The 20,112-nt window shown below is 69.9% G+C and carries 15 protein-coding genes; 6 read left to right on the top strand and 9 right to left on the bottom strand.

Translation table 11 applies throughout. The annotated features are described in order from the left end of the window. Positions 1 to 36 precede the first annotated feature (36 nt). A complete protein-coding gene (phhA, locus tag BM066_RS18745) occupies positions 37 to 918 on the top strand; it encodes a phenylalanine 4-monooxygenase (RefSeq protein WP_089929886.1) in 882 nt (293 codons plus the stop codon). Here the strand turns inward: phhA and BM066_RS18740 are convergent. After that, entirely contained in the window at positions 876 to 2,093 is a 1,218-nt protein-coding gene (locus BM066_RS18740) for an acyltransferase family protein (protein ID WP_089929885.1), read from the bottom strand. The genes phhA and BM066_RS18740 overlap by 43 nt on opposite strands. 36 nt (positions 2,094 to 2,129) lie before the next feature. Here BM066_RS18740 and BM066_RS18735 point away from each other — a divergent pair, with 36 nt between their 5' ends. Further along, a complete protein-coding gene (locus BM066_RS18735) occupies positions 2,130 to 3,035 on the top strand; it encodes a LytTR family DNA-binding domain-containing protein (RefSeq protein WP_255367647.1) in 906 nt (301 codons plus the stop codon). On the opposite strand, the gene BM066_RS18730 is transcribed toward BM066_RS18735, so the two are convergent. The 7 genes from BM066_RS18730 to BM066_RS18700 all read right to left on the bottom strand — a co-directional run bounded on the left by BM066_RS18730 (position 3,032) and on the right by BM066_RS18700 (position 14,756). Then, complete coding sequence (locus tag BM066_RS18730; protein WP_089929884.1) at positions 3,032 to 3,544, bottom strand: GNAT family N-acetyltransferase; 513 nt, start codon at positions 3,542 to 3,544, stop codon at positions 3,032 to 3,034. The genes BM066_RS18735 and BM066_RS18730 overlap by 4 nt on opposite strands. 2 nt (positions 3,545 to 3,546) lie before the next feature. Next, positions 3,547 to 4,890, bottom strand: a complete 1,344-nt coding sequence (gene astB / locus BM066_RS18725) for an N-succinylarginine dihydrolase (protein WP_089929883.1) — start codon at positions 4,888 to 4,890, stop codon at positions 3,547 to 3,549. Beyond that, on the bottom strand, positions 4,887 to 6,341 hold the full coding sequence (astD, locus tag BM066_RS18720) for a succinylglutamate-semialdehyde dehydrogenase (RefSeq protein WP_089929882.1): 1,455 nt from the start codon (positions 6,339 to 6,341) through the stop codon (positions 4,887 to 4,889). The genes astB and astD overlap by 4 nt, the downstream gene beginning before the upstream one ends. Next, positions 6,338 to 7,342, bottom strand: coding sequence for an arginine N-succinyltransferase (locus BM066_RS18715; protein ID WP_089929881.1), 1,005 nt, complete (start codon positions 7,340 to 7,342; stop codon positions 6,338 to 6,340). Before BM066_RS18715 ends, astD begins: the two co-directional genes overlap by 4 nt. A 2-nt stretch (positions 7,343 to 7,344) precedes the next feature. Then, positions 7,345 to 8,601, bottom strand: a complete 1,257-nt coding sequence (locus tag BM066_RS18710) for a hydrolase (protein WP_089929880.1) — start codon at positions 8,599 to 8,601, stop codon at positions 7,345 to 7,347. A gap of 207 nt (positions 8,602 to 8,808) precedes the next feature. Further along, positions 8,809 to 12,999: a translocation/assembly module TamB domain-containing protein gene (locus tag BM066_RS18705; RefSeq protein WP_089929879.1), complete on the bottom strand. Its 4,191-nt coding sequence runs from the start codon at positions 12,997 to 12,999 to the stop codon at positions 8,809 to 8,811. Next, complete coding sequence (locus tag BM066_RS18700) at positions 12,996 to 14,756, bottom strand: autotransporter assembly complex protein TamA (protein WP_255367646.1); 1,761 nt, start codon at positions 14,754 to 14,756, stop codon at positions 12,996 to 12,998. The genes BM066_RS18705 and BM066_RS18700 overlap by 4 nt, the downstream gene beginning before the upstream one ends. Before the next feature lie 282 nt (positions 14,757 to 15,038). On the opposite strand from BM066_RS18700, the gene BM066_RS18695 reads away from it, so the two are divergent. From BM066_RS18695 to BM066_RS18680, 4 genes are all read left to right on the top strand, one after another. Continuing rightward, positions 15,039 to 16,580: a circularly permuted type 2 ATP-grasp protein gene (locus BM066_RS18695; RefSeq protein WP_089929877.1), complete on the top strand. Its 1,542-nt coding sequence runs from the start codon at positions 15,039 to 15,041 to the stop codon at positions 16,578 to 16,580. Beyond that, positions 16,577 to 17,512 (top strand): alpha-E domain-containing protein, encoded by a 936-nt coding sequence (locus tag BM066_RS18690; RefSeq protein WP_089929876.1) that lies wholly within the window; start codon positions 16,577 to 16,579, stop codon positions 17,510 to 17,512. The genes BM066_RS18695 and BM066_RS18690 overlap by 4 nt, the downstream gene beginning before the upstream one ends. Before the next feature lie 24 nt (positions 17,513 to 17,536). After that, entirely contained in the window at positions 17,537 to 18,529 is a 993-nt protein-coding gene (locus BM066_RS18685) for a transglutaminase family protein (RefSeq protein ID WP_089929875.1), read from the top strand. A gap of 62 nt (positions 18,530 to 18,591) precedes the next feature. Beyond that, a complete protein-coding gene (locus tag BM066_RS18680; RefSeq protein ID WP_089929874.1) occupies positions 18,592 to 19,770 on the top strand; it encodes a DUF418 domain-containing protein in 1,179 nt (392 codons plus the stop codon). On the opposite strand, the gene BM066_RS18675 is transcribed toward BM066_RS18680, so the two are convergent. Beyond that, positions 19,767 to 20,112 (bottom strand): integrase core domain-containing protein (locus BM066_RS18675; RefSeq protein ID WP_143093767.1); only part of this gene is annotated, 346 nt, incomplete at its 5' end. The two genes, BM066_RS18680 and BM066_RS18675, sit on opposite strands and share 4 nt — an antisense overlap.

The following is a 20,112-nucleotide window of genomic DNA, read 5'->3' as shown; positions in this document are numbered from 1 at the left end:
ACGGAATTTGCTGCGAACCGGGCGTAACGTCGTTTCATGAGCGCAGACGGTTTTAGCAGCGGCCCGCCGCCCGGCGCGGCCGCCGATTGGACGATCGACCAGGGCTGGGAAAGCTACGCCCAAGCCGAACACGACGTCTGGATGACCCTCTACGAGCGGCAGACCGCCCTGCTGCCAGGCCGGGCCTGCGACGCCTTCCTGCGCGGGCTCGACGCCCTGGATCTGCACCGCTCGGGCATTCCTGACTTCAAGCGGATCAACGAGGAACTCCAGCGCCTGACCGGCTGGAGCGTGGTGGCCGTGCCGGGCCTGGTGCCCGACGACGTGTTCTTCGACCACCTGGCCAACCGCCGTTTTCCGGCCGGCCAGTTCATCCGCAAGCCGCACGAGCTGGACTACCTGCAGGAACCGGACGTCTTCCACGACGTCTTCGGCCACGTGCCGATGCTGACCGACCCGACGTTCGCCGACTACATGCAGGCCTACGGCCGCGGCGGCCAGCGGGCCCTGGAGCTGGGGCGGCTGGCCAACCTGGCCCGGCTCTACTGGTACACGGTCGAGTTCGGCCTGATGGAGACCCCGGAAGGTCTGCGGATCTACGGGGCCGGCATCGTCTCCTCGCACGCCGAGTCGATCTTCGCGCTCGACGCCCCCTCCCCCAACCGCATCGGCTTCGACCTGGAGCGGGTGATGCGCACACCCTACCGGATCGACGACTTCCAGCAGGTCTATTTCGTCATCCCCTCGATCCAGACCCTGCAGGAGGTGACCCTGCGCGACTTTGGGCCGCTGTACGACCGCCTGGCCGGCGCCAGCGACCTCGGCATCGCCGAGATCACCGGCGCCGACCGGGTGATCACCATCGGCACTCAGGCCTATGCGAAGACCGGCGGGCGGCTGGCCTCGGCGGGCGGCTGATCGCCTTTCAAGCCGAACAGGATCCGCACCCCAGGGACGCGCCGCACCACCTCGTAGGTCGCGAAGCAGCCGGCGAAGGTCAGGACGATCAGGATCAGCGCCTCCAGCGGCTGGGGCAGGCCCAGCTTGGCGAGATGGTGGGCCATCACCACGATCAGGGTCTGGTGGACCAGATAGAACGGGAACACGCCCAGAGTCAGGTAGCGCAGGACCGGTCCGCCTCGGTTCAGATGCCTGGCCCCGAAGCCGAGGATGGCGGCGATCGAGCACCAGGCGTCGGTGGGGTGGACGAAGCGCATGACCAGGCGCATCCACTCCGGCGGGATCGGCGTATCGCCGCGATAGACGTAGGCATAGGTGGCCCAGCCCAGGTAGCCGGCGATCGCCAGACCCAGGGCCGGCCAGCGGGCTGAGATCAGGCGCTGGCGCAACACCTCCGACTTGGCCAGGCCGAACCCCAGCAGGAAGGCCGAGAACGACACGGCGTGCACGTAGTGGTCGCCGACCAGGGCGTGGGTCTCGCCGAAGCGCGGATAGAGGGTGGCGCGCAGCAGACCCAGGAACAGGATCGGCCACAGGATCAGGCCCGGTCCCCGCAGCACCGCCTCGGCGGCGGACTGCAGATGATCGCCCAGCCGCCGCCAGATCAGCAGCAGCCCCGCCAGCACCAGGGTGTAGACCAGCAGGTAGGCCACGAACCACATGTGGTTCCAGGTCGGCGTGATCAGACAGCCGTCCGGCGAGCACCAGTGGCCGGAGCCTGTGACGTATTTGAGCCAGAAGTCGCCATAGGACCAAGCGGTCACCGGCGTCCCGTGCGCTGCGGCGTATTCTACGATCTGGTAGTAGGACTGCGGCGGCACGATCACCAACATCGCGAACAGCAACGGCGGCAGCAGACGGGCGATCCGCGCCCCGGTCAGTTTCCCGACCGTGACCTTATCGGCCATGAACCGGGTCGCCGCGCCCGAAACCAGGAACAGCAGCGTCAGGCGCCAGGGATTGGTCAGAAACATCGCCAGTTCCAGCTCCTCGACCGGATGCGGCGACTTCACGTGCCACTCCCAGGGCACGTAGAACATGCCGACGTGATACAGAATCAGCAGGAAGAACGCGCCGACCCGAATCCAATCGAGGTCGTAGCGGCGGTCAGGGATTGAAGCGGTCAAAGGCATGACAGGGCGTCCGGCGTGAAAAACGATGCGAACGTCGTGACCCGGACCGCCGCGGGCGGCCAAGGGCCCGGGGACCAGCGGCCGCCGGCAGGGACGAGCGGAAAATACCCGGGGACCAGCGGCGCGCTTTTCGGGATCAGCGGCGAAGAGCGCCAGGGCCTCTGGCGCGCCTGGCTGCTGGGCGCGGGCCTGATCTCGTGCGTCGCCGTGGTCAACGTCCTGACCGTCCGCCACGACGCGCCGCGCCTCGGCACGCTGGCGCCGACGATCTGGGAAGCCAGCAGCGCCCTGGTGACGATGGTGATCTTCGCGATCCCCGCGGCGGTGGCGGTGTGGACCACGCGCGTCTCGCCGCGCTGGTGGCGGGCGGCGCCCGTCCACCTCGTGGCGGTCGTGCTCTATTCGGTGCTGCACGTCTCAGCCTTCGTCGCTCTGCGCAAGCTGGCCTATCTGGCCGTGATGGACGGTCCGTACCGGTTCGGCCCGCTGTCGACGGAGTTCCCCTACGAGTTCCGCAAGGACCTGTTGGCCTACGGATTGGCCTCGATCATCTACTACCTGTCGCTAAGGCGCAGCGCCCGCGAGGCCGCCGCCCACGCCCAGACGGCGACGACGGCCGTCGCCAGCTTCGACATCCGCGACGGCGCTCGGCTGCTCCGCGTCCCCGTGTCCGAGATCCTGGCCGTGCGCTCGGCCGGCAACTACGCCGAGTTCCTGCTGGCCGACGGCCGGCGGCCGCTGATGCGCTCGTCGCTCGGCGCTCTGGAGGCCGGCATGGCCGAGCACGGCTTCCTGCGCACCCATCGTTCCTGGCTGGTCAATCCGACCCGAGTGACCGGCCTGCGCCCCGAGGGCTCGGGCGACTATGCGGTCGAACTCGGCGCGGTCGAGGCGCCGCTGTCGCGACGCTTTCCCCAGGCCCTGGCGGCGCTGCGCGGTTAGTCGAGCAGCAGACCCATGACGATGTCGTCGTCGACCGTGCCGTCGGGCAGACGGCCCCGGCCGGTCATCCGCCCTTCGATCCGGAAACCCAGCCGCTCGTAGAGTCGCTGGGCGCCGAGATTGGCCGCGCCGGTCCACAGCTCGATCCGGCCTACCGGCGGCGTCATGGTCCTGGCCGTGTCGATCAGGGCATGGAACAGGGCGGAGCCGACGCCCCTGCCCTGCCAGTCCGGATCGACCGCCACGGTCAGGTCGGTCAGCACGTGGGCGAAGATCGCAATCTGCATTCGCTCGACATGCAGCTCACCGCAGAGCGTCCCGTCGGCGGCGACCGCGACCAGGTTCACGCCGCCGCTCGCCGAAGCCGCCAGGGCGTGGGCCACATAGTCGGCCGTCACCTCTTCCGGCTGGCGGGCCAAACCGCCGGGCTGGGCGGCGACCTTGCGGTGCAGCGCCAGGACGGCGGCGGCGTCGTCGGGCGTCGCGGGACGAACGATGAAGCTGCTCATGATCAGGCGGTTCGCTGGAACGGGTAGAAGCCGCCGCCAAGGTCGAGGATCGCGGTCAGCTCGTCCAGCGCCTCGCGACACTCGACGATCAGCGCCGGGTCGGCCAGGTCGGCGGGGGCCAGACGGTCGCGATAGCGGCGCCCGGCCCAGGCGTTCAAGCGATCATGCAAGGCGGCGCCGAAGCGCTGGCCGGGGTTCGTGGCCGCCAGCTCGGCCTCGGTCAGGACGACCCGCAGCCGCAGGCAGGCCGGACCGCCGCCGTTTCGCATGCTCTGGCGGACATCGACATATTCCACCCGGCCGATCGGGCCGTTCGAGCTGGCCAGCGCCTGGGCGGCCGCATGAGCGCGTGGGTTGTCCCGGGTCTCGCCCGGCGCCAGCAGCACGAGGCGGTCCTCGCCGGGCAGAACCAGGAGCTGGGAGTTGAACAGATAGCTCTTCACCAGGTCGTCCATCGGCAGGTCGGCCTCGCTGATCTCGACGAAAACCGGCTCGAACAGGCCCTCGGCGGCGCGGCGGACCTGCGCCTCCATGGCCGCGCGATCCTCGAAGGCGCGTTCGTGGAACAGGAGGCATTCGCGCGTGCCGACGCAGACCACGTCGTTGTGGAACGCTCCGCCGTCGATCGCCGCCCGGCCCTGGCGGGCGAAGACGCCGCGCGCCGCGCCGTGGCGGCGTTCGATCGCCTCGAAAGCCTCGCGGGTCTGGCGGGCCGGATAGCGGCCGTCCCAGCGCTCCCAGGCCTCGCGACCCCAGACGAACAGGTTGACCCCGGCCGCGCCGTGATCGGCGCACAGCCGCACGTGGTTGGCCGCCCCTTCGTCGGCAAAGTGCGGTTGGGACGGCAACGGATCGTGCACGGCGAACCGGGTCTCGTCCGGGAACAGCCGGCGGAGGCCGCGGGTGGTCTGCTCGCCTTCGAGGCTGCGGTGCAGGTTAGTCAGCAGATTGGCCGGGGTGAAGTGCACGCGGCCATCGGCCGTGTCGGCGCTGGGCGTGACCGTGGCGGCGTTGGCCGCCCACATCGGCGAGGCCGAGCAGGCGGCGGCCGCCAGGGCCGGCGCGGCCTTCCAGGCCGTTTCCAGCGCCTGGGCGTCGGAGCCCGAAAAGCCGATCGACCGCAGCAGCGCCAAATCCGGCCGCTCGTGCGGCGGCAGCACGAACTGCGGCACGCCCCAATCGGCCAGCTTGCGCATCTTGGTCAGGCCCTCCAACACCGCGGCGCGGGGATTGGAAACCTCGCCGGCGTTGGTCTGGCTGGCGATATTGCCCGGCGACAGGCCGACATAGGAGTGGGTCGGGCCGACCAGCCCGTCGCAATTGGCCTCGACCGCGCGCGAGGTCATTCGCGCAGGCCCTTGATATCGCCCAGGGTATCGGCCACGCCCTGCGCCTCGAAACTGGCCACGGGATAGGCGCAGTAGTCGGCCGCGTAATAGGCGCTGGGCCGGTGGTTGCCCGAGCTGCCCAGGCCGCCGAACGGCATGGTTCCGGCCGCGCCGGTGGTCGGCCGGTTCCAGTTGACGACCCCGGCCCGGATCCGCTTCAAGAAATGATCCCAACGCGCCGTTTCATTGGAGACAAGACCCGCGGACAGGCCGTAGCGCGTGGCGTTGGCGGCGGTGATCGCTTCCTCGAACGACCCGACCCGGCGCACTTGCAGCAGCGGCGCGAACAGCTCCTCGTCCGGCACGGTTTCGCCGGTCACCTCGACCAGGCCCGGCGAGACGAAGGCCCGGCTCAGGCCATCGACGGCGGTCATGGCGCGTACGGCCTTGCCGGGCATGGCCTTGGCGCCGGCCAGGGCCATGGCGGCTGCGCGGTCGGAGATCAGTGGACCCATGAACGGCTCCTCGCGGCCGTTCCACGGACCGATCACCAGCCGCTCGGACAGCGCCGCCACCGCGTCGATCACCGCTCGCCCCGCCGCGTCGTCCGAGACGATCAGCCGCCGGGCGCACGAGCAGCGCTGGCCGGTGGTGATGAAGGCCGACTGCACGACCAGGGCCGCCACGGCTTCGGCGTCACCGGCGTCCCAGACCACCAGCGGGTTGTTGCCGCCCAGCTCCAGGGCCAAGATCACGTCCGGCCGATCGGCGAAGTGACGGCGGAAGAAGGCGCCGGCCGCGGCCGAGCCGGTGAACAGCAGGCCGTCGATCTCCTGGTCGATCAGCGCCTGGCCAACCTCGCGGCCGCCCTGCACCAGGTTGACGACGCCGGGCGGAACGCCCGCCTCTTCAAGGGCTTCGACCAATAATTGACCCGCCAGGGGTGTCTCTTCCGACGGCTTGAACACCACGGTGTCGCCGGCCAGCAGGGCCGGCACGATGTGGCCGTTGGGCAGGTGGCCCGGGAAGTTGAACGGACCCAGCACCGCCATCACCCCATGCGGACGATGACGCAGCACCGCCCGACCGAAGGCCATGTCATTGGCGTGCTCGCCGGTGCGCTCGTCATAGGCCTTGATCGAGGCCTCGACCTTGCCGGCCATCGAGCCCAGCTCGGCCTTGGTCTCCCACAGCGCCTTGCCGGTCTCGCGGCTCAGGGCCTCGGCGAAGGTCGCCGTACGGGCCGCCAGCACGTCCTTGTAACGGCGCAGGACAGCGATCCGCTCTTCGCGCGACCGATCGGCCCACGCCAGGAAGGCCTTGCGGGCGGCCACGACCGCCGCCGCCACATCGGCCGGCCCAGCGGTCGCTTGGCGCCAGATCACCTCACCGGTGGTCGGATCGACCGAGGTCGCCTCGGAACTCGCGCCCGCCCGCCAGACGCCCTCGATGAACACGCCGCCGCTCATGCCTTCACCCGCACCATTTCGCCGTCCTTGACGCCCAGGGCCGCCGCGGCGTCCCGGCCGATGATCGCGCTCTCGCCGTCGATCAGCACCGGCGCGCGCACCGCCCGGAAGCGGGCCACCGCGCCCGAGCAGATCAGGGCTTCCTCGCCATAGGCGTCCTCGCCCAGCCGGACGCGCAGCCGCCGGCCCTCGCGCACCGTCTTGATGTCGTCACGCCGCGCGGCCACGGTCGGGCCGGCGTCGAAGATGTCGATCAGGCCCGAGAAGCGGAACCCCTCGGTCTCCAGCATGGCCCGCGCCGCCTCGCCCTCGCGGTGCACCCGGCCGATGGTGTCGGAGGCGGCCTGGGGCAGCAGCTCGACATAGATCGGATGGCGCGGCGCCAGGTCCAGGATGAACTGGCCGTCGGTTGAGGCGCTCATCATGTCGGCCTCGTCGAACTCCAGCCGGAAGAATTTGCTGGCCACGTGGTCCCAGAACGGACAGCCGCCGTCCTCGTCGAACCAGCCGCGCAGCTCGGCCAGCACCATCTCGGCGAAACGCTGGGGCTCCAGACCGATCAGCATGTAGCGCGACTGGGCCAGCAGCCGCCCCGCCCCGCCCTTACGGCGTTCGGGCTTGAGGAACAGCGACCCGACCTCCGACCAGCCGGCGCATTCGTTGACCAGCACCAGGGCGCGGTGGTCGAAACGCTTATCCAGGGTGGGAGAAGATTGCGCCAGGGTCACGACGCGGAACGAGAAATGCGGCCGCTTTAGACCCACCCCCGCCTTGACCCCGGCAACGCCGATCACGTCGCCGGCCTCCAGGTCTTCGAGCATCAGGGTGTACCAGGCCTCCGGCGCGGCCACTTCCGAATGGAAGCTGGCCTGCGACAGGTCCAGGCGGGCGCGTAGGGTGTGCTCGTCCTCCGGCAGGCTGGTGAAGCCGCGGCCCGACAGCACGGCCAACTCCATCAGGCTGTCGAAATCGACGGGCGTCGCGGGGCGGACGACAAGCATGCTCAAAAAGTCTCCGCGAGGTCGGTCATGGCGGCGCGCAAGGCGGGACCGTCGATCTCGCCGCTGGCCAGTTTCATCAGAATCAGGGCCGACAGCTGGGCGCGCTCGACGAAGCTGTCGGGCCAGGCGTGCTCGGCCTCGCTGTGGATGTCGCCGCCGCGCACCCCCAGGGTGTCGACATTGGGCAGGCCCGAGGCGAACAGGTTGTTGCCTTCGCAGACCCCGCCGGACGGCTTCCAGGCGATATCCTGGCCCAGCAGGGCGCCGGCTTCCTTGATCGCGCCGAACAATCGCTGCTGGGCGGTGTTGAACGGCTTGGCGCCGCGGGTGATGCGGCCGTGCAGGTGGGCGTGCAGCCCCTCCCCGGTCGAGGCGACGATCTTGTCGACCTCGCTCTCGAACCACGCCGCGTCGTCGGCGGCGGGGAAGCGGAGGTTGAAGCGGACCACGGCCACGTCGGGCACCATGTTCAGCGGCGAGCCGCCGTCGATCTTGGCGACGTTGCAGGTCACGCCCTCGCGCAGCCCGTTCAGGGTGTGCAGGGCCTGGGCGATCCGGGCGGCCTCCATCACCGCGTTGCGGCCGGCGGTGAAGTCGCGCCCGGCGTGAGCGGCCTTGCCGTGGACCACGATATGGAAATTGCCCGAGCCTTTGCGGGCGCTGGCCAGGGCTCCGTCGGCCAGGGCCGGCTCGTAGGTCAAGCCCACATGCCCCAGATGCGCGAACTGGGCCAGGATCGGAGCCGAAGCGACCGAGCCGATCTCCTCGTCCGGCGACAGCAGCACGCGATAGCCGACCCGGTGGGCCAGCGGATGGCGCTCGAAAGCCTCCAGCGCCGCCAGCATCACCGAAATCCCGCCCTTCATGTCGGCGATCCCCGGCCCATGCAGAGCGCCGTCCGGCCGCGTGGCGACGGCCTGAAAGCCGGAGGTCTCGGGATAGACGGTGTCGTAGTGGCCGGTCAGCACGACCTGGACCGGCGCCTCGGGTCGCACGACCACGGCGATGGCCGCCGGGTGCGCCTGCTCGCCGATCCGCCCGTCGGCCCCGACCTCGGGCGAGGCGCCCAGCGGAATGTCGGTCGGCGCGGCCGGCAGGTTCCCGAAAGCATCGAGCAAAACTTGCCGTTGGCGCTCGAGGCCGGCCAGGTGCCGGCTTCCCGAGTTGATGGCGCACCAGGCGACCGCCCGATCGATGATCAGGGGGCCTTGATCGGCCAGATGTCGCAGAACGGCGCGATCCTCGTCGTTGAGTCGCATGAATCCACTGTCTCCCTCAGTTCAAACTAAACCAAGGGCCGCGGACAATTCGTGCTTCCTCAAAGCCGGAAACCGGTCGCCCGCGCAACAGCCTTGCTCCGAACAAGGTCCGATCCCAGGTCAAGCCTGGGTTTGGAATTCGGATCGGTCACTGCATGCGCTCGCCGCGTTCCCCGCGCCTTCGGACCGGGGAACGCGGCGAGCGGTCTAGTTGTAGTCCTTTCTCCAGCGGACCGAAAGCTGGGCGTCGCCCTGGCTGCCGATCTTGGACACCAGCGACAAGGCCCTGCGGACCCGCCACTCGACCTGGGCCGAGGTCCCTTCCCGTCCGCCGCCGATGATCTCGACATAGACGTCGTCGGTCACGTACTTGCCGCCGGACACCGTCATACCCGTGGCGCTCTCAGCGAACGACAGGCGGTCCAGGCCGGCCAAGCTGCGCAGGTTGCCGATCACGTCGAAGCCGCCGCCGCCGGCCAGGGCCGCCAGGGCCGAGGCCAGTTGCGCGGCCTCGATTGGGGTCAGGTTGGCGGCCGACGAGCCAAACAGCACCTGCGACAGCACCTCGTCCTGTGGCAGTTCGGGCTTGGAGGTCAGAGTGATCTCCGGCTTGGCGGCGGTGCCCTGCACCCTGACCACGGCGGTCAGGGCCGGGTCTTCGCGGGTGGCGGTCAGGTCCAGCCGGATGCGGTCCAGTTGGGTGGCCAGGCGAACCGTGCCGTTCTGGTCGAACTCGAAACGCTTGCCGGCGAAGTCGTACTCGCCGCGCACCATTCGCGCCTCGCCGTCAAGCACGGGGCTGTTGGTCGAGCCGCCGACATGGGCGTTCAGCGACAGCTCGACATCCAGGCCCCGGCCGCGCACGAAGATCCGCCGGGGCGCGGTCAGGGTGACGTCCAGCAGCATGCCGCTGCCCGGGACGACCTTGCGGGCCTCGACGCCCTGATCCAACTCGTCCGGACGATTGCGTTCGATGACATCCATCGACACCACGCCGGCCGGGGTCTTGGTCTGGGCCGAGACGTCGGCGCGGTCGATGACCAGGGCGCCGACCATCTTGACCTTGCCGTCGGCGCCGCGGTTGATCGTGGTCTGGCCGCTGGCCGTGGCCGAGGCCAGCTCGTTGTCGATGACGCGGAAGCCCTTCAGGTCCAGCCTGAAGCTGCCCAGGCCGCCGCGCGCCAGGCTGATCCGACCCGAACCGGCCATCGTCCCGCCCTGGCCGTCGCCGGCCGAGACCTGGCTGACATCGATGGCGTTGTCGGCCAGGGCCACGCGCACGATGACGTCGCGCAGGCTGAGGCCCGTCTGGCCGTCGTCGACCCGGCCGCTCTCCAGGCTGGCTCGGCCGGTCAGGCGGGGGTCGGCCAGGGTGCCGGCCAGTTCGCCCTCGGCGTCGACCTTGCCCGACACGCTGCGTTCGGAGCTGCCCAGCAGGTCCCACAGCGGCTTGATCTCGCCCTGGGCCGTGAACTGGCCGCGAACGGCGCGCTGACGGTTGATCGCCAGATGGAACGGCTTGGCCGAGGCCTCGGTCGGCAGGATCACCTCGGCCCTGGCCTGCAGACCCTGGCTGGTGGTGCTGGTGGCGTTGATGGTCATGGTGTTGTCGCGCAGCACGCCGCGGATCTCGGCGTTCAGCGCACGGTCGGTGCGCGGGCCGCGCTCGCGGGCCCCGATCAGGTTAGCGTCGAACTCGCCGGTCAGGGTCGGGCCCGAACCGCTCAGCGTCACATGGGCGTCGACCTTGCCGGCCATGTCCGGATTGATCGCGGTGAGGCTGACCCCGGTCAGCTGGGCGCGAAGCGTGGCCAGGTCGCCGCCGACGTCGGCGTCTAGGTCGGCCGCGCCGTCGCCGACCGCGAGCCGCAGGCGGGCGTTGGTGCGCGGGCCGCCGAACCGGATCTGGGCGGCCTCGCGGGTCTTGATCTCGGTGCGCGCCATGGCCCCGGCGGCGTCGAGGGCCAGCAGGTATTCCGGGCCCGACTGGGTCAGCACGCCTGAGCCGTTCAGCTTCCAGCGGCCAGACGGGGCCTCGCCCCGCGCATCGACGGTCAGGGGCAGGCGCGCCATCGGGCCGGCGGCCTTGACCGCGGCGTGCCGGACCTTCCAGGCCCCGCCGACGATGTCGTCGGCGGCCAGGTCGAGCTGGGCCGAGGGACCGGTCGCGCCGTCGGTGATCCGGGCCGTGCCGGCGACCCGCCCCTGGGTCAGGAAGGCGCCGGGTCCGATCGCCACCACGAGATCGGCCGTGGCCGGACGGCCGCTGCGCAGCGACACCGCGCCCTTGGCCTTGGCGCCGCCGGCGTCGACGTCCAAGTCTGTCAGCTCCAGCCCGCCCGGCGCGAAATTGAAAGCCGTGCGCCCCTTGGCCGGGCCGTACTGGCTGCCGGCCTCGATCGACGCCACGCCGTCGCCGCCGTCGGCGCGCTTGGCGAACGACAGCACCACGTGGGCGTCCTTCAGCGGCAGGCGCGGCACGTCGACGGAGTCGAAGTCGGCGATCAGGTCGGCCTTGGGCGCCGCCAGGGTTCCGGTCACCGCGCCCGTGCCCCTGGCCTTGCCGGCGACCTCGATCGGCCCGGCGACGAACGGTCCCGAGGCGGTCCAGTCCAGCTTGAAACTCAGCGCCGTTCCGGGACCCAGCACGCCGGAGGCGCGCACCGAGGCGGCGGTCCCGTCCAACTTGGCGTCAGCCACCGACAGCCGATCGTTGGCCCAGGACGCGCGGGCGTTCAGCCGCGGGCTCTTGCCCAGCAGCCGGTCCAGCTCGGGCAGGCCGGTGGCGAAATTACCGCCGCGCGCGTCGACGGTCAGCAGCCAGGGCTTGTCCACGCCCTGATTGGCCGACCATCTGGCGGTCGCCTGGCCCTTCATGCCCGGACGGACCGGCGCCAGGGACCCGACCTTGGCCTCGCCCTTGAACGACAGACCGCCCAAGATGCCCCGCTCGCCCTGCGCCACTACGGTCAGGTTCGGGGCCTGGACCTTGGCCGAGCGGATCAGGAACCGGCCGTCCTTCAGTCGCGCCCCCTCGAACTGGGCCGAGGGCGACCGGCCCAGCACGGCCAGGAGCCCCTGTCCGCCACCGCCTTCGGTCGTGGCCGCGGCCTTGAGGCTCAGCTCGCCGCGCTTCCAGCCGACGCTGGCCGGTCCTCGGGCCCGCGCCAGGCGATAGCCGAGCAAAGAGAGGTCGCGCACGTCGACCCGGCCGTCGATCTGTAGACCGTCGCCGGTCAGATGCAGAACCCCGTCCGCGATGCCGGCGCCCATGGTCGGCAGCGGCGTCACGCGGGACAGGTTGCCGACCTTGGCGGTGAAGGTCAGACCGGCCGGGGCGGTGACCCGATTGCCCAGGTCGGCGGGGCCGTGAGCAACCAGGCTCAGGTTCTGGCTGTCGATCTTCAGGTCCAGGTCGCTGAACGCCCCGGCCTTGCGCCCGACGATCGAGAAGCGGGCGTCGGCCCCGAACATCTTCTCCTCGCGATCGGTCAGGGTCGAGGCGGCCAGGTCGATGTGGCCCGTCGCCGACCCGCCCTGGGGCGTCCAGGCCCCGCCGGCCTTCAGCGGCGTGGCGTCCCCGGACCGCGCAAGGACCGTGAAGGCGCCCTGGCTCATCGTGCCATGGGCCTTGGCGTTCAGGTCGAAGGGCCGGTCGGGCGACAGTCCCATCGCCCCGGCCAGAGCCCCGCCGTTGGCTTCCTGGGCCTCGGCGTCCAGCAGCAGCGTCTTGTCGCGCCCCAGGTCGAAGACCAGCTTCAGGTGATCGCCGACGTGCAGGCGACTGGACGCCCGCAGATTGCCCTTCTGGCCGCCCTGCCGCTCGGATTCGTAGTCGCCGCTCAGGTCGAAATCGCCCGCCTGACGGCTGAATTCGGGTCGGGTGATCAGGCGCAGGGCGACACGGTCGAGGTCCACCGACAGCGGCGCGGCGCTGGACTTGCCCTTGGGGGTCAGTGTCGGGCGCCGCAAGATAACGACCTGACGGGCGGTGATCTCGTCGGCGTGGAAGCGGCGGTAGAACAGCTCGGCCGGACGCCAGTCGACATAAAGGTCGGCGGCGTCGAGCCAGACGCCCTTTTCGTCGCTGATCGTCAGGTGCCGGACGCCGAACGCGCTCCAGATGTCGCCCGTCAGCCCCTCGATCTTCAGGCGGCCAATCCGGCCCAACTTCAGCCCGCTGGTGCGCGCCTCCAAGAAGGCGCGGCCTTGCGGGGTGATCGCCCCGAAGCGCACGCCGCCCAGCAGGACGGCGACCAGCACCACGAGGCTGACCGAAACGATGATGACCAGGCCCGGCCAGCCGATCTTGCGCGCGACCTTGGTCGCCGTCTCGGCGACGACTTCGGGAATGTCCTCGGGCGGCGGCGCGCCAGGTGGTTTTTGGGCGTCGGTCAAAAGGCCTGCCCGATGCTGATATAGACCTGGAACGCCGGATCGCCTTTCCGCCGGCTGACCGGCATGGCGATGTCGGCGCGGATCGGCCCGAAGCCCAGGTCGTAGCGGACGCCGACGCCCACGCCGACTCCGAAATCGTCGCCGTTGGGCCACTTGTCGACCCCGACCGCGCCAGCGTCGACGAAAGCCACCGCCCCCCAAGTGTCGGTGAACTTGTGGCGCAGCTCGAGCGAGCTTTCCAGCAGCGACAGGCCGCCCTGCGGCGTGGTGGTGTTGTCGATGCGCGGGCCGATGGCTTGGTAGGAAAAGCCACGCACCGAACCGCCGCCGCCGGCGTAGAAGCGCTTGGAGGCCGGCACCTCAGGCATGGTGCCGCCCAGAATCTGCCCCGCCTTGATCCGCCCGGCCAGCACGGTGCGCGCCCCCTGGCCGAACGGCAGATAGGCCGTGCTTTGGGCCTGGACCTTCAGGAAGGCCATGGTCAGGTCGCCGGTGATGGCCGTGGGTTCGGCCCGCGCGTCCAGCCGCCACCCCTTGGTCGGATCCAGCACGCTGTCGGAGCGGTCCCAGGCCTGGGCCCCCAGCAGGGTGAAGGTGGCGAAGTTCTGCCGGATGTCGGTGGTCACGCCGTTGGTCGTGGTCGGCGAATCGATCTGCGAGAGGTCCAGCGAGACGCCGTAGGTGCGGTAGACGGTCGGCCGCAGCCGCCGGGTCAGGTCCGCGCCGATATGGCCGCCGGTCTCGACATAGGCGTCGGTGTTGTCGCGGAAGACAGCGGTGTTCAGCTTCAGGGTCTGCTGGCTGCGTCGCCAGTGCGGCAGGGCCAGTTCGGCCTCCAGGCGACTGTCCAGCTTGGCCAGCCGCGCCGTCAGGGTGGTGGTGTCGGCCCGGTGAAGCCGATTGTAGCGGATCCACTTGGCGTCGACGCCCGGCCCGTCGGTGCTCGAATAGCTGGCGCCCAGCTCGATCGTCTTGGCCTTGCGATCGGCCAAGGTGACGATCACCGGGCGCAGCCCGTCGGGCAGCGCCTTCTCCTTGGGAGCCAGCGAGACCGAGACCGTGTCGTAGACCCCGGTGTCGCGCAGCCGGCGCTCCAGTTCGGCGATGTCGTCGGGCTCGTAAATGTCGCCCGACTTCCAGGGCGCCAGATGCTGCACCCAGGCGGGGTTCGACCGCCCCTGGGTCAGGACCTGGATCCCATCGACATGGGTCAGGTCGCCGGCCGCGATATGGAAGGTCGGACGCAGCGTGTGGTCGGCGTGGTCGACGACGACCTCGCGCGGTTCGGCCGTGGCGTCGGCATAGCCCAGTTGCTGCACCTGGGAGACCACGCGCCCCTCGGCCGCCAGCACGTCAGCGGCGCGGCCCGGCGCGCCCAGCGTCAGCCGGATGACGCTCTGCGCCCGCTGGGCGACGCCTTCGTCTGGCGGGGTTCCGCTCCAGGCCAACTGGGGATCGGCGATCACGAAGACCGGTCCAGGGGTGATCTTGAGAATCGCGCGGGGCGGATCGGCTTCGGAGACGTCCGGCTCGACGACATAGGCGTAGTAGCCTTCCGAGCGCAGCACGGCGACAGCCTCGTCGCCGGCGTCGCGAGCCCGGCGGCGGGCTTCGGAACGGCTGCGGGCCGGTTGCTTGGCCTCGGTCATGGCGCGCTGGATCGCCTCGCGCAGCGCACGGTCCTCGACGCCGGTGATGGTGGCGGCGGGCTCGGCCGCATTGGCATGCCCCGCGGCCATCAGGGCCGCCGCGGTCATGCCAAGGGCAAATCTCTTACGCACCAAGCCTTCCATTTCCCGCGCGGAGCACCCCCGAACCCCTGTAGTCGCCCCCCCGCCCCCTGTCACGCGGTGAAATTTCCGAACCGGTACAACTGATGGCTTCCCGGATCACCAGAACGGCGCCCAAATGTTGGGCAGTCCCAGGCATCGAATGCTCAAGAGGCGAAAAGCGCCGCTTGCGAACTTCGTGCGTTCTAGGCTGGATCGGGACGCGCCGCCTCAATGCGGCGCGCAAGGGCGGACAAAGTGGACACAGGCGTGGTGGCGAAAATCAAGGACATCGACGATACCCCCACCTTGCCGATGACCGGGGCGGCCTATCTGCCTGGCGCGGCCTATGACGAGATGATCGCCCAGGGCGGCGACGTGCGGGCCCACTACGCGGCGCTGCAAAGCCGGATCTCCACCCTGGGCGCGGGCGAACTGGCCGACCGGCAGCGGATGCTGGAGCGCTCGTTCCTGCTGCAGGGCATCACCTTCACCGTCTACGGGGCGGACAGCGCCACCGAGCGGATCATCCCGACCGATCTCTTTCCGCGCATCCTGCCGGCGGCGGAATGGGCCAAGATCGAGGCCGGTTTGACCCAGCGCCTGCAGGCGCTGAACATGTTCCTGGCCGACATCTACGGCGAGCAGCAGATCCTGATGGACGGGGTCGTGCCGCGCGAGCTGGTGCTGGGCGCGCCCTCGTACCGTCGGGAGATGCAGAACCTCTACGTGCCGCACAAGGCCTACGCCAACGTCTGCGGCAGCGACCTGATTCGCGGCCAGGACGGCGAATTCGCCGTGCTGGAGGACAATCTGCGCGTGCCGTCCGGCGTGTCCTACATGCTGGCCAACCGCGACGCCTCCAAGCGGACCTTCCCCGGGGCCTATCGCGAGGCCGGCGTGCGGCCGGTCGAACGCTATCCCGACCTGCTGCTGGCCACGCTGAAGAGCATGAGCGCCGACTGGCGGCCCAACCCGCAGGTCGTGGTGCTGACCCCCGGCGTCTACAACTCCGCCTATTACGAGCACGCCTATCTGGCGCGGCTGATGGGCGTGCCGCTGGTCGAGGGCCGCGACCTCGTGGTCCATGACAACATGGTCTACATGCGCACCACCACGGGCCTGCGCCGGGTGGACGTGATCTATCGCCGGGTCGACGACGACTTCATCGACCCTCTCACCTTCCGGCGCGATTCGTCGCTGGGCGCGGCGGGCCTGTTCAACGCCTACCGAGCCGGCAACGTGGTGATCTGCAACGCGCCGGGCACCGGCGTGGCCGACGACAAGGCCGTCTACGCCTTCGTGCCCGACATCATCCGCTACTATCTGGGCGAGGACGCCATCCTGCCCAACATCGAGACCTTCCTGTGCCGCGAGCCGGCCCAGCTGGGCCATGTGCTGGACAATCTCGACAAGCTGGTGGTCAAGGCGGTGGGCGCCTCGGGGGGTTACGGCATGCTGGTGGGACCTCACGCCTCGGCCCGGGAGCGCTCGGAGTTCGCCGACGCCCTGAAGGCCGACCCGGCCAACTACATCGCCCAGCCGACCATCCAGCTGTCGACCGCGCCCTGCCTGGTGGACGGCCGCATCGAACCGCGCCACGTCGACCTGCGGCCGTTCATCCTGTCGGGCGAGAAGACGGTGGTCACCCCCGGCGCCCTGACCCGGGTGGCGCTGAAGCGCGGCTCGCTAGTGGTCAATTCCAGTCAGGGCGGCGGGTCGAAGGACACCTGGGTGCTGGCCGAGGAGAACGGCCATAACGGCAACGGCCACAACGGAAATGGCCACGTCGAGAAAGGAGCCGGCCAATGATGCTCGCCCGGGTCGCCGACAGCCTCTACTGGCTGGGTCGCTATATCGAGCGGGCCGAGCACCTGTCGCGCCTGTCGACCGTGATGCTCAACGCCACGCTCGACCAGACCGACACCGGCGCCGAGGCCGTGCGCATCGCCCTGTCGGCGGTCGGCGAGACCGACCTGACCGCCGGCGCCTTCGAGGCGGCCAAGGGCCTGGTGCTGGACCGCTCGGACCCCAATTCGGTGGTCGCCTCGCTGTCGCGAGCCCGGGAGAACGCCCGCCAGGTCCGCGACCAGATCACGACCGAGACCTGGGAGCGGCTGAACCTGCTGTACCTGAAGGTCATCGACCGCAACGCCGGCCGCGAGTTCGCCGACAACTCGGTGACCTTCCTGCACGACATCATCGCCGACGTGCACCTGTTCAAAGGCGCGGCCGATACGACCATGAGCCACGGCGAGAGCTGGCGGTTCATGATGGTCGGCATGTACCTGGAGCGCGCCCAGCTGATCGCCGGCCTGCTGGAGGCCTGCTTCGCCGAGGACAGCCCCAAGGTCAACGATCACCTGGCCCTGGTCAGCCTGCTGCGGATGGGCTGCGCGCTTGAGCCGTACCTGCGGGTTTACACCGCCGAGATCGAGCCGCGGCACATCCTGGAGTTCATGGTCTTCGACGAGGACTTCCCGCGCTCGATCCGCTTCGCCACCAGCCAGATCGAAAAGCACCTCAGCGAGCTGGCTCGCCACGTCGAGGCCACCGGCCGCGCGGCCCCCGAACGGCTGGCCGGCCGGCTCAAGGCCCGGCTGGAGTTCGCCGACGTCGGCGAGCTTGAGGCCCAGGGCGCGGGCGACCTCCTGACCACCGTCGCCAACGAATGCGCCCGCATCCACCAGGCCATCTACGAGACCTTCGTCGCCTACCCGCTGGAAATGCGCCTGCCTGCTTAGAAGGCCTGTTTAGGAATACCGCCCGTGTTGCTCGAGATCCGCCACGTCACCCAGTACCATTACGAGCGGCCCGTCCGCGAAAGCCTGATGGAGCTGTGGATGCAGCCCCAGAAGGGCGCCCGCCAGCGGCTGGTCAGCTTCGAGCTGGACATCGAGCCGGCCGCCCAGGTGTTCTCCTACGCCGACAGCTTCGGCAACGCCGTCTACCATTTCGACGTGCCCCAGCCGCATGACGGCCTGACGATCATCGCCCGCTCGGCCGTCGAGACCGAGCCGGTCCACGAATGGCCCCTGCCGCTGGACATGGGCGAGTGGGAGCGGCTGAAGAGCGCCTTCGTGAAGGGCGAGTGCTTCGACTATCTGCGGCCGCACGGCTTCGTCCACGTGACGCCGGCCCTGGAGACCTTCATCGCCGAGCACGACCTGGACGACCTGCGCCGGCGCGACCCGTTCTCGGCGGTCCAGGCCCTGTGCGACACGATCTACAAGGCCTTCGAATACCAGCCGGGGGTCACCGACGCCGACAGCCCGATCGACCTGGCGCTGAGCGCCGGCCGCGGGGTCTGCCAGGACTTCGCCCACGTGATGCTGGCCGTCTGCCGGTCGTGGGGCATCCCGGCCCGCTACGTCTCCGGCTACCTGTTCACCGACCGCGAGGCCGGCGACCGCTCGGACCCCGATGCGACCCACGCCTGGGTCGAGGTGTTCCTGCCCAGCTATCGCTGGGTGGGCTTCGACCCGACCAACAATGTCATGACCGGCGAGCGCCACGTGGCCGTGGCCGTGGGCCGCGACTACAGCGACGTCACCCCTTCGCGGGGCGTCTACAAGGGCGATTCCGAAAGCCACCTGGCGGTCGGCGTCTCGGTGCGGCGGGCCCGGGCGGCGGTGGCCGAACCGGAGTTCCTGCGCCTGCCCCGCCCCTCGGCCCCGTTCGGCTCGGCCAATCGCCGCCGGGCCAGCGCCGACGCCATCCGCGAACAGCAGCAACGCCAGCAGCAGCAGCAACAGCAGTAGACCGACGGCGGCGACCCGGCCTAGGTTAGCGCTAACAAAGCGACGACCTGGGAGGGGCGCGAATGTCGGAAGACCCGAACGGGGCGTCGCCGCGCCTCGCGATCGTGGACGGCCTACGGGGCTACGCCCTGATGGGCCTGTTCCTGGTCCACATGCTGGAATATTTCGAGCTCTACTGGGCCCATCCGGCCCCGACGCCGGTGACGACGGCGGTCTTCACCCTGTTCATGGGCAAGACCTTCTCGCTGCTGGCCCTGTGCTTCGGCTTCAGCTTCTTCGTGATGATGGACGGCGCGGCGCGACGGGGCCAGCCTTTCGCCGGCCGCTTCGCCTGGCGGCTGACCCTGCTGGCGGCGATCGGCATGCTGCACGGCCTGGTCTATCGCGGCGACATCATCGTGGTGCTGGCCCTGGCCGGCTTCGTGCTGATCCCGTTCGACAAGGTCCGCTCCAACCGCGTCCTGCTGGCGGTCGCCGGCCTCTGTTTCCTGCAGCCCTATATCCTGCTGTGGATCGCGGCGGGCGCGGCCGGCGCGCCCTGGGCGCTGAAGCCGCCCCATCATTTCTCCGATCCGGCCATGGCGACCTATCTGACCGGCGACCTCGGCCAGGTGCTGCGCGCCAACCTTTGGGAGGGCCAGGTCAACAAGTGGTGGTTCTTCATCGAGACCGGGCGCTGCGTGCAGGTGCTGGGCCTGTTCCTGGTCGGGCTGGTCCTGGGCCGGATCGGCTTCTTCGCCGATCCCGGGCGATTCCGTCGGGGCCGGGCGATCGCCCTGGCCGCCGTCGCCCTGGTCGCCGCCGCCTGCTACGGGCTGAAGGCCAGGACCGGCGGTCACGGGAGCGGTCCGGTGTTCTGGACCAACATGCTGGCGGGCGGCTGGTTCGACCTGTCGTGCATGGCCGCGTCGGTGCTGGTCTTCGTCCAACTGTGGCGGGCCGGCGGCGAGCGCGTCCTGCGGGTCCTGGTCCCGACGGGGCGGATGACGCTCAGCCTCTATGTCGGCCAGTCGCTGGTGTTCGTCCCGCTGTTCTATCCGCTGGGCCTGGGCCTCTACGAACGGATGACCCCGCCGCTGGCCCTGGCGATCGGCCTCGCCGCCATCGCGGTCCAATTGGTGCTGGCCGCGGCTTGGTTCAAAGCCTTCCACTACGGCCCGCTGGAGTGGCTGTGGCGATGCGGGACGCGGCAGTCGTTCGGCGTTCCGTTCCGGCGCCGGCCGGAGCCGCAGTTGGCCTAGATGTCGTTTCCAAGAAGGTTGTTCACACGCTGCCAGGGTGTGAGGCCTTTGATGCCGGAGTGCGGTCGGGCGAGGTTGTAGCTGTCGGTCCAGGGCTTGATGGCCTTGGCGCGATCATCCGAGCAGGCGTAGGGGCGGCCATAGGCCCATTCGCGCAAGCTGGTCTGGATGAAGCGCTCGGCCTTGCCGTTGGTCCTGGGCGTGTAGGGGCGGGTTCGCACATGCCGGGCCCCGGCGGCCTGCAGGGCCCTGGCGAACAGCTTGGAGCGATAGGCCGAGCCGTTGTCGGTCATCACCCGCTGGACAGTGACGCCGTGGCGGGCGAGCCAGGCCAGGGCGCGT

The sequence above is a fragment of the Caulobacter sp. UNC279MFTsu5.1 genome (assembly GCF_900114015.1).
Taxonomy (GTDB): Bacteria; Pseudomonadota; Alphaproteobacteria; order Caulobacterales; family Caulobacteraceae; genus Caulobacter.
Note: the sequence above shows the minus strand (reverse complement) of the source record. Positions and strands in the feature narration are given on the sequence as shown.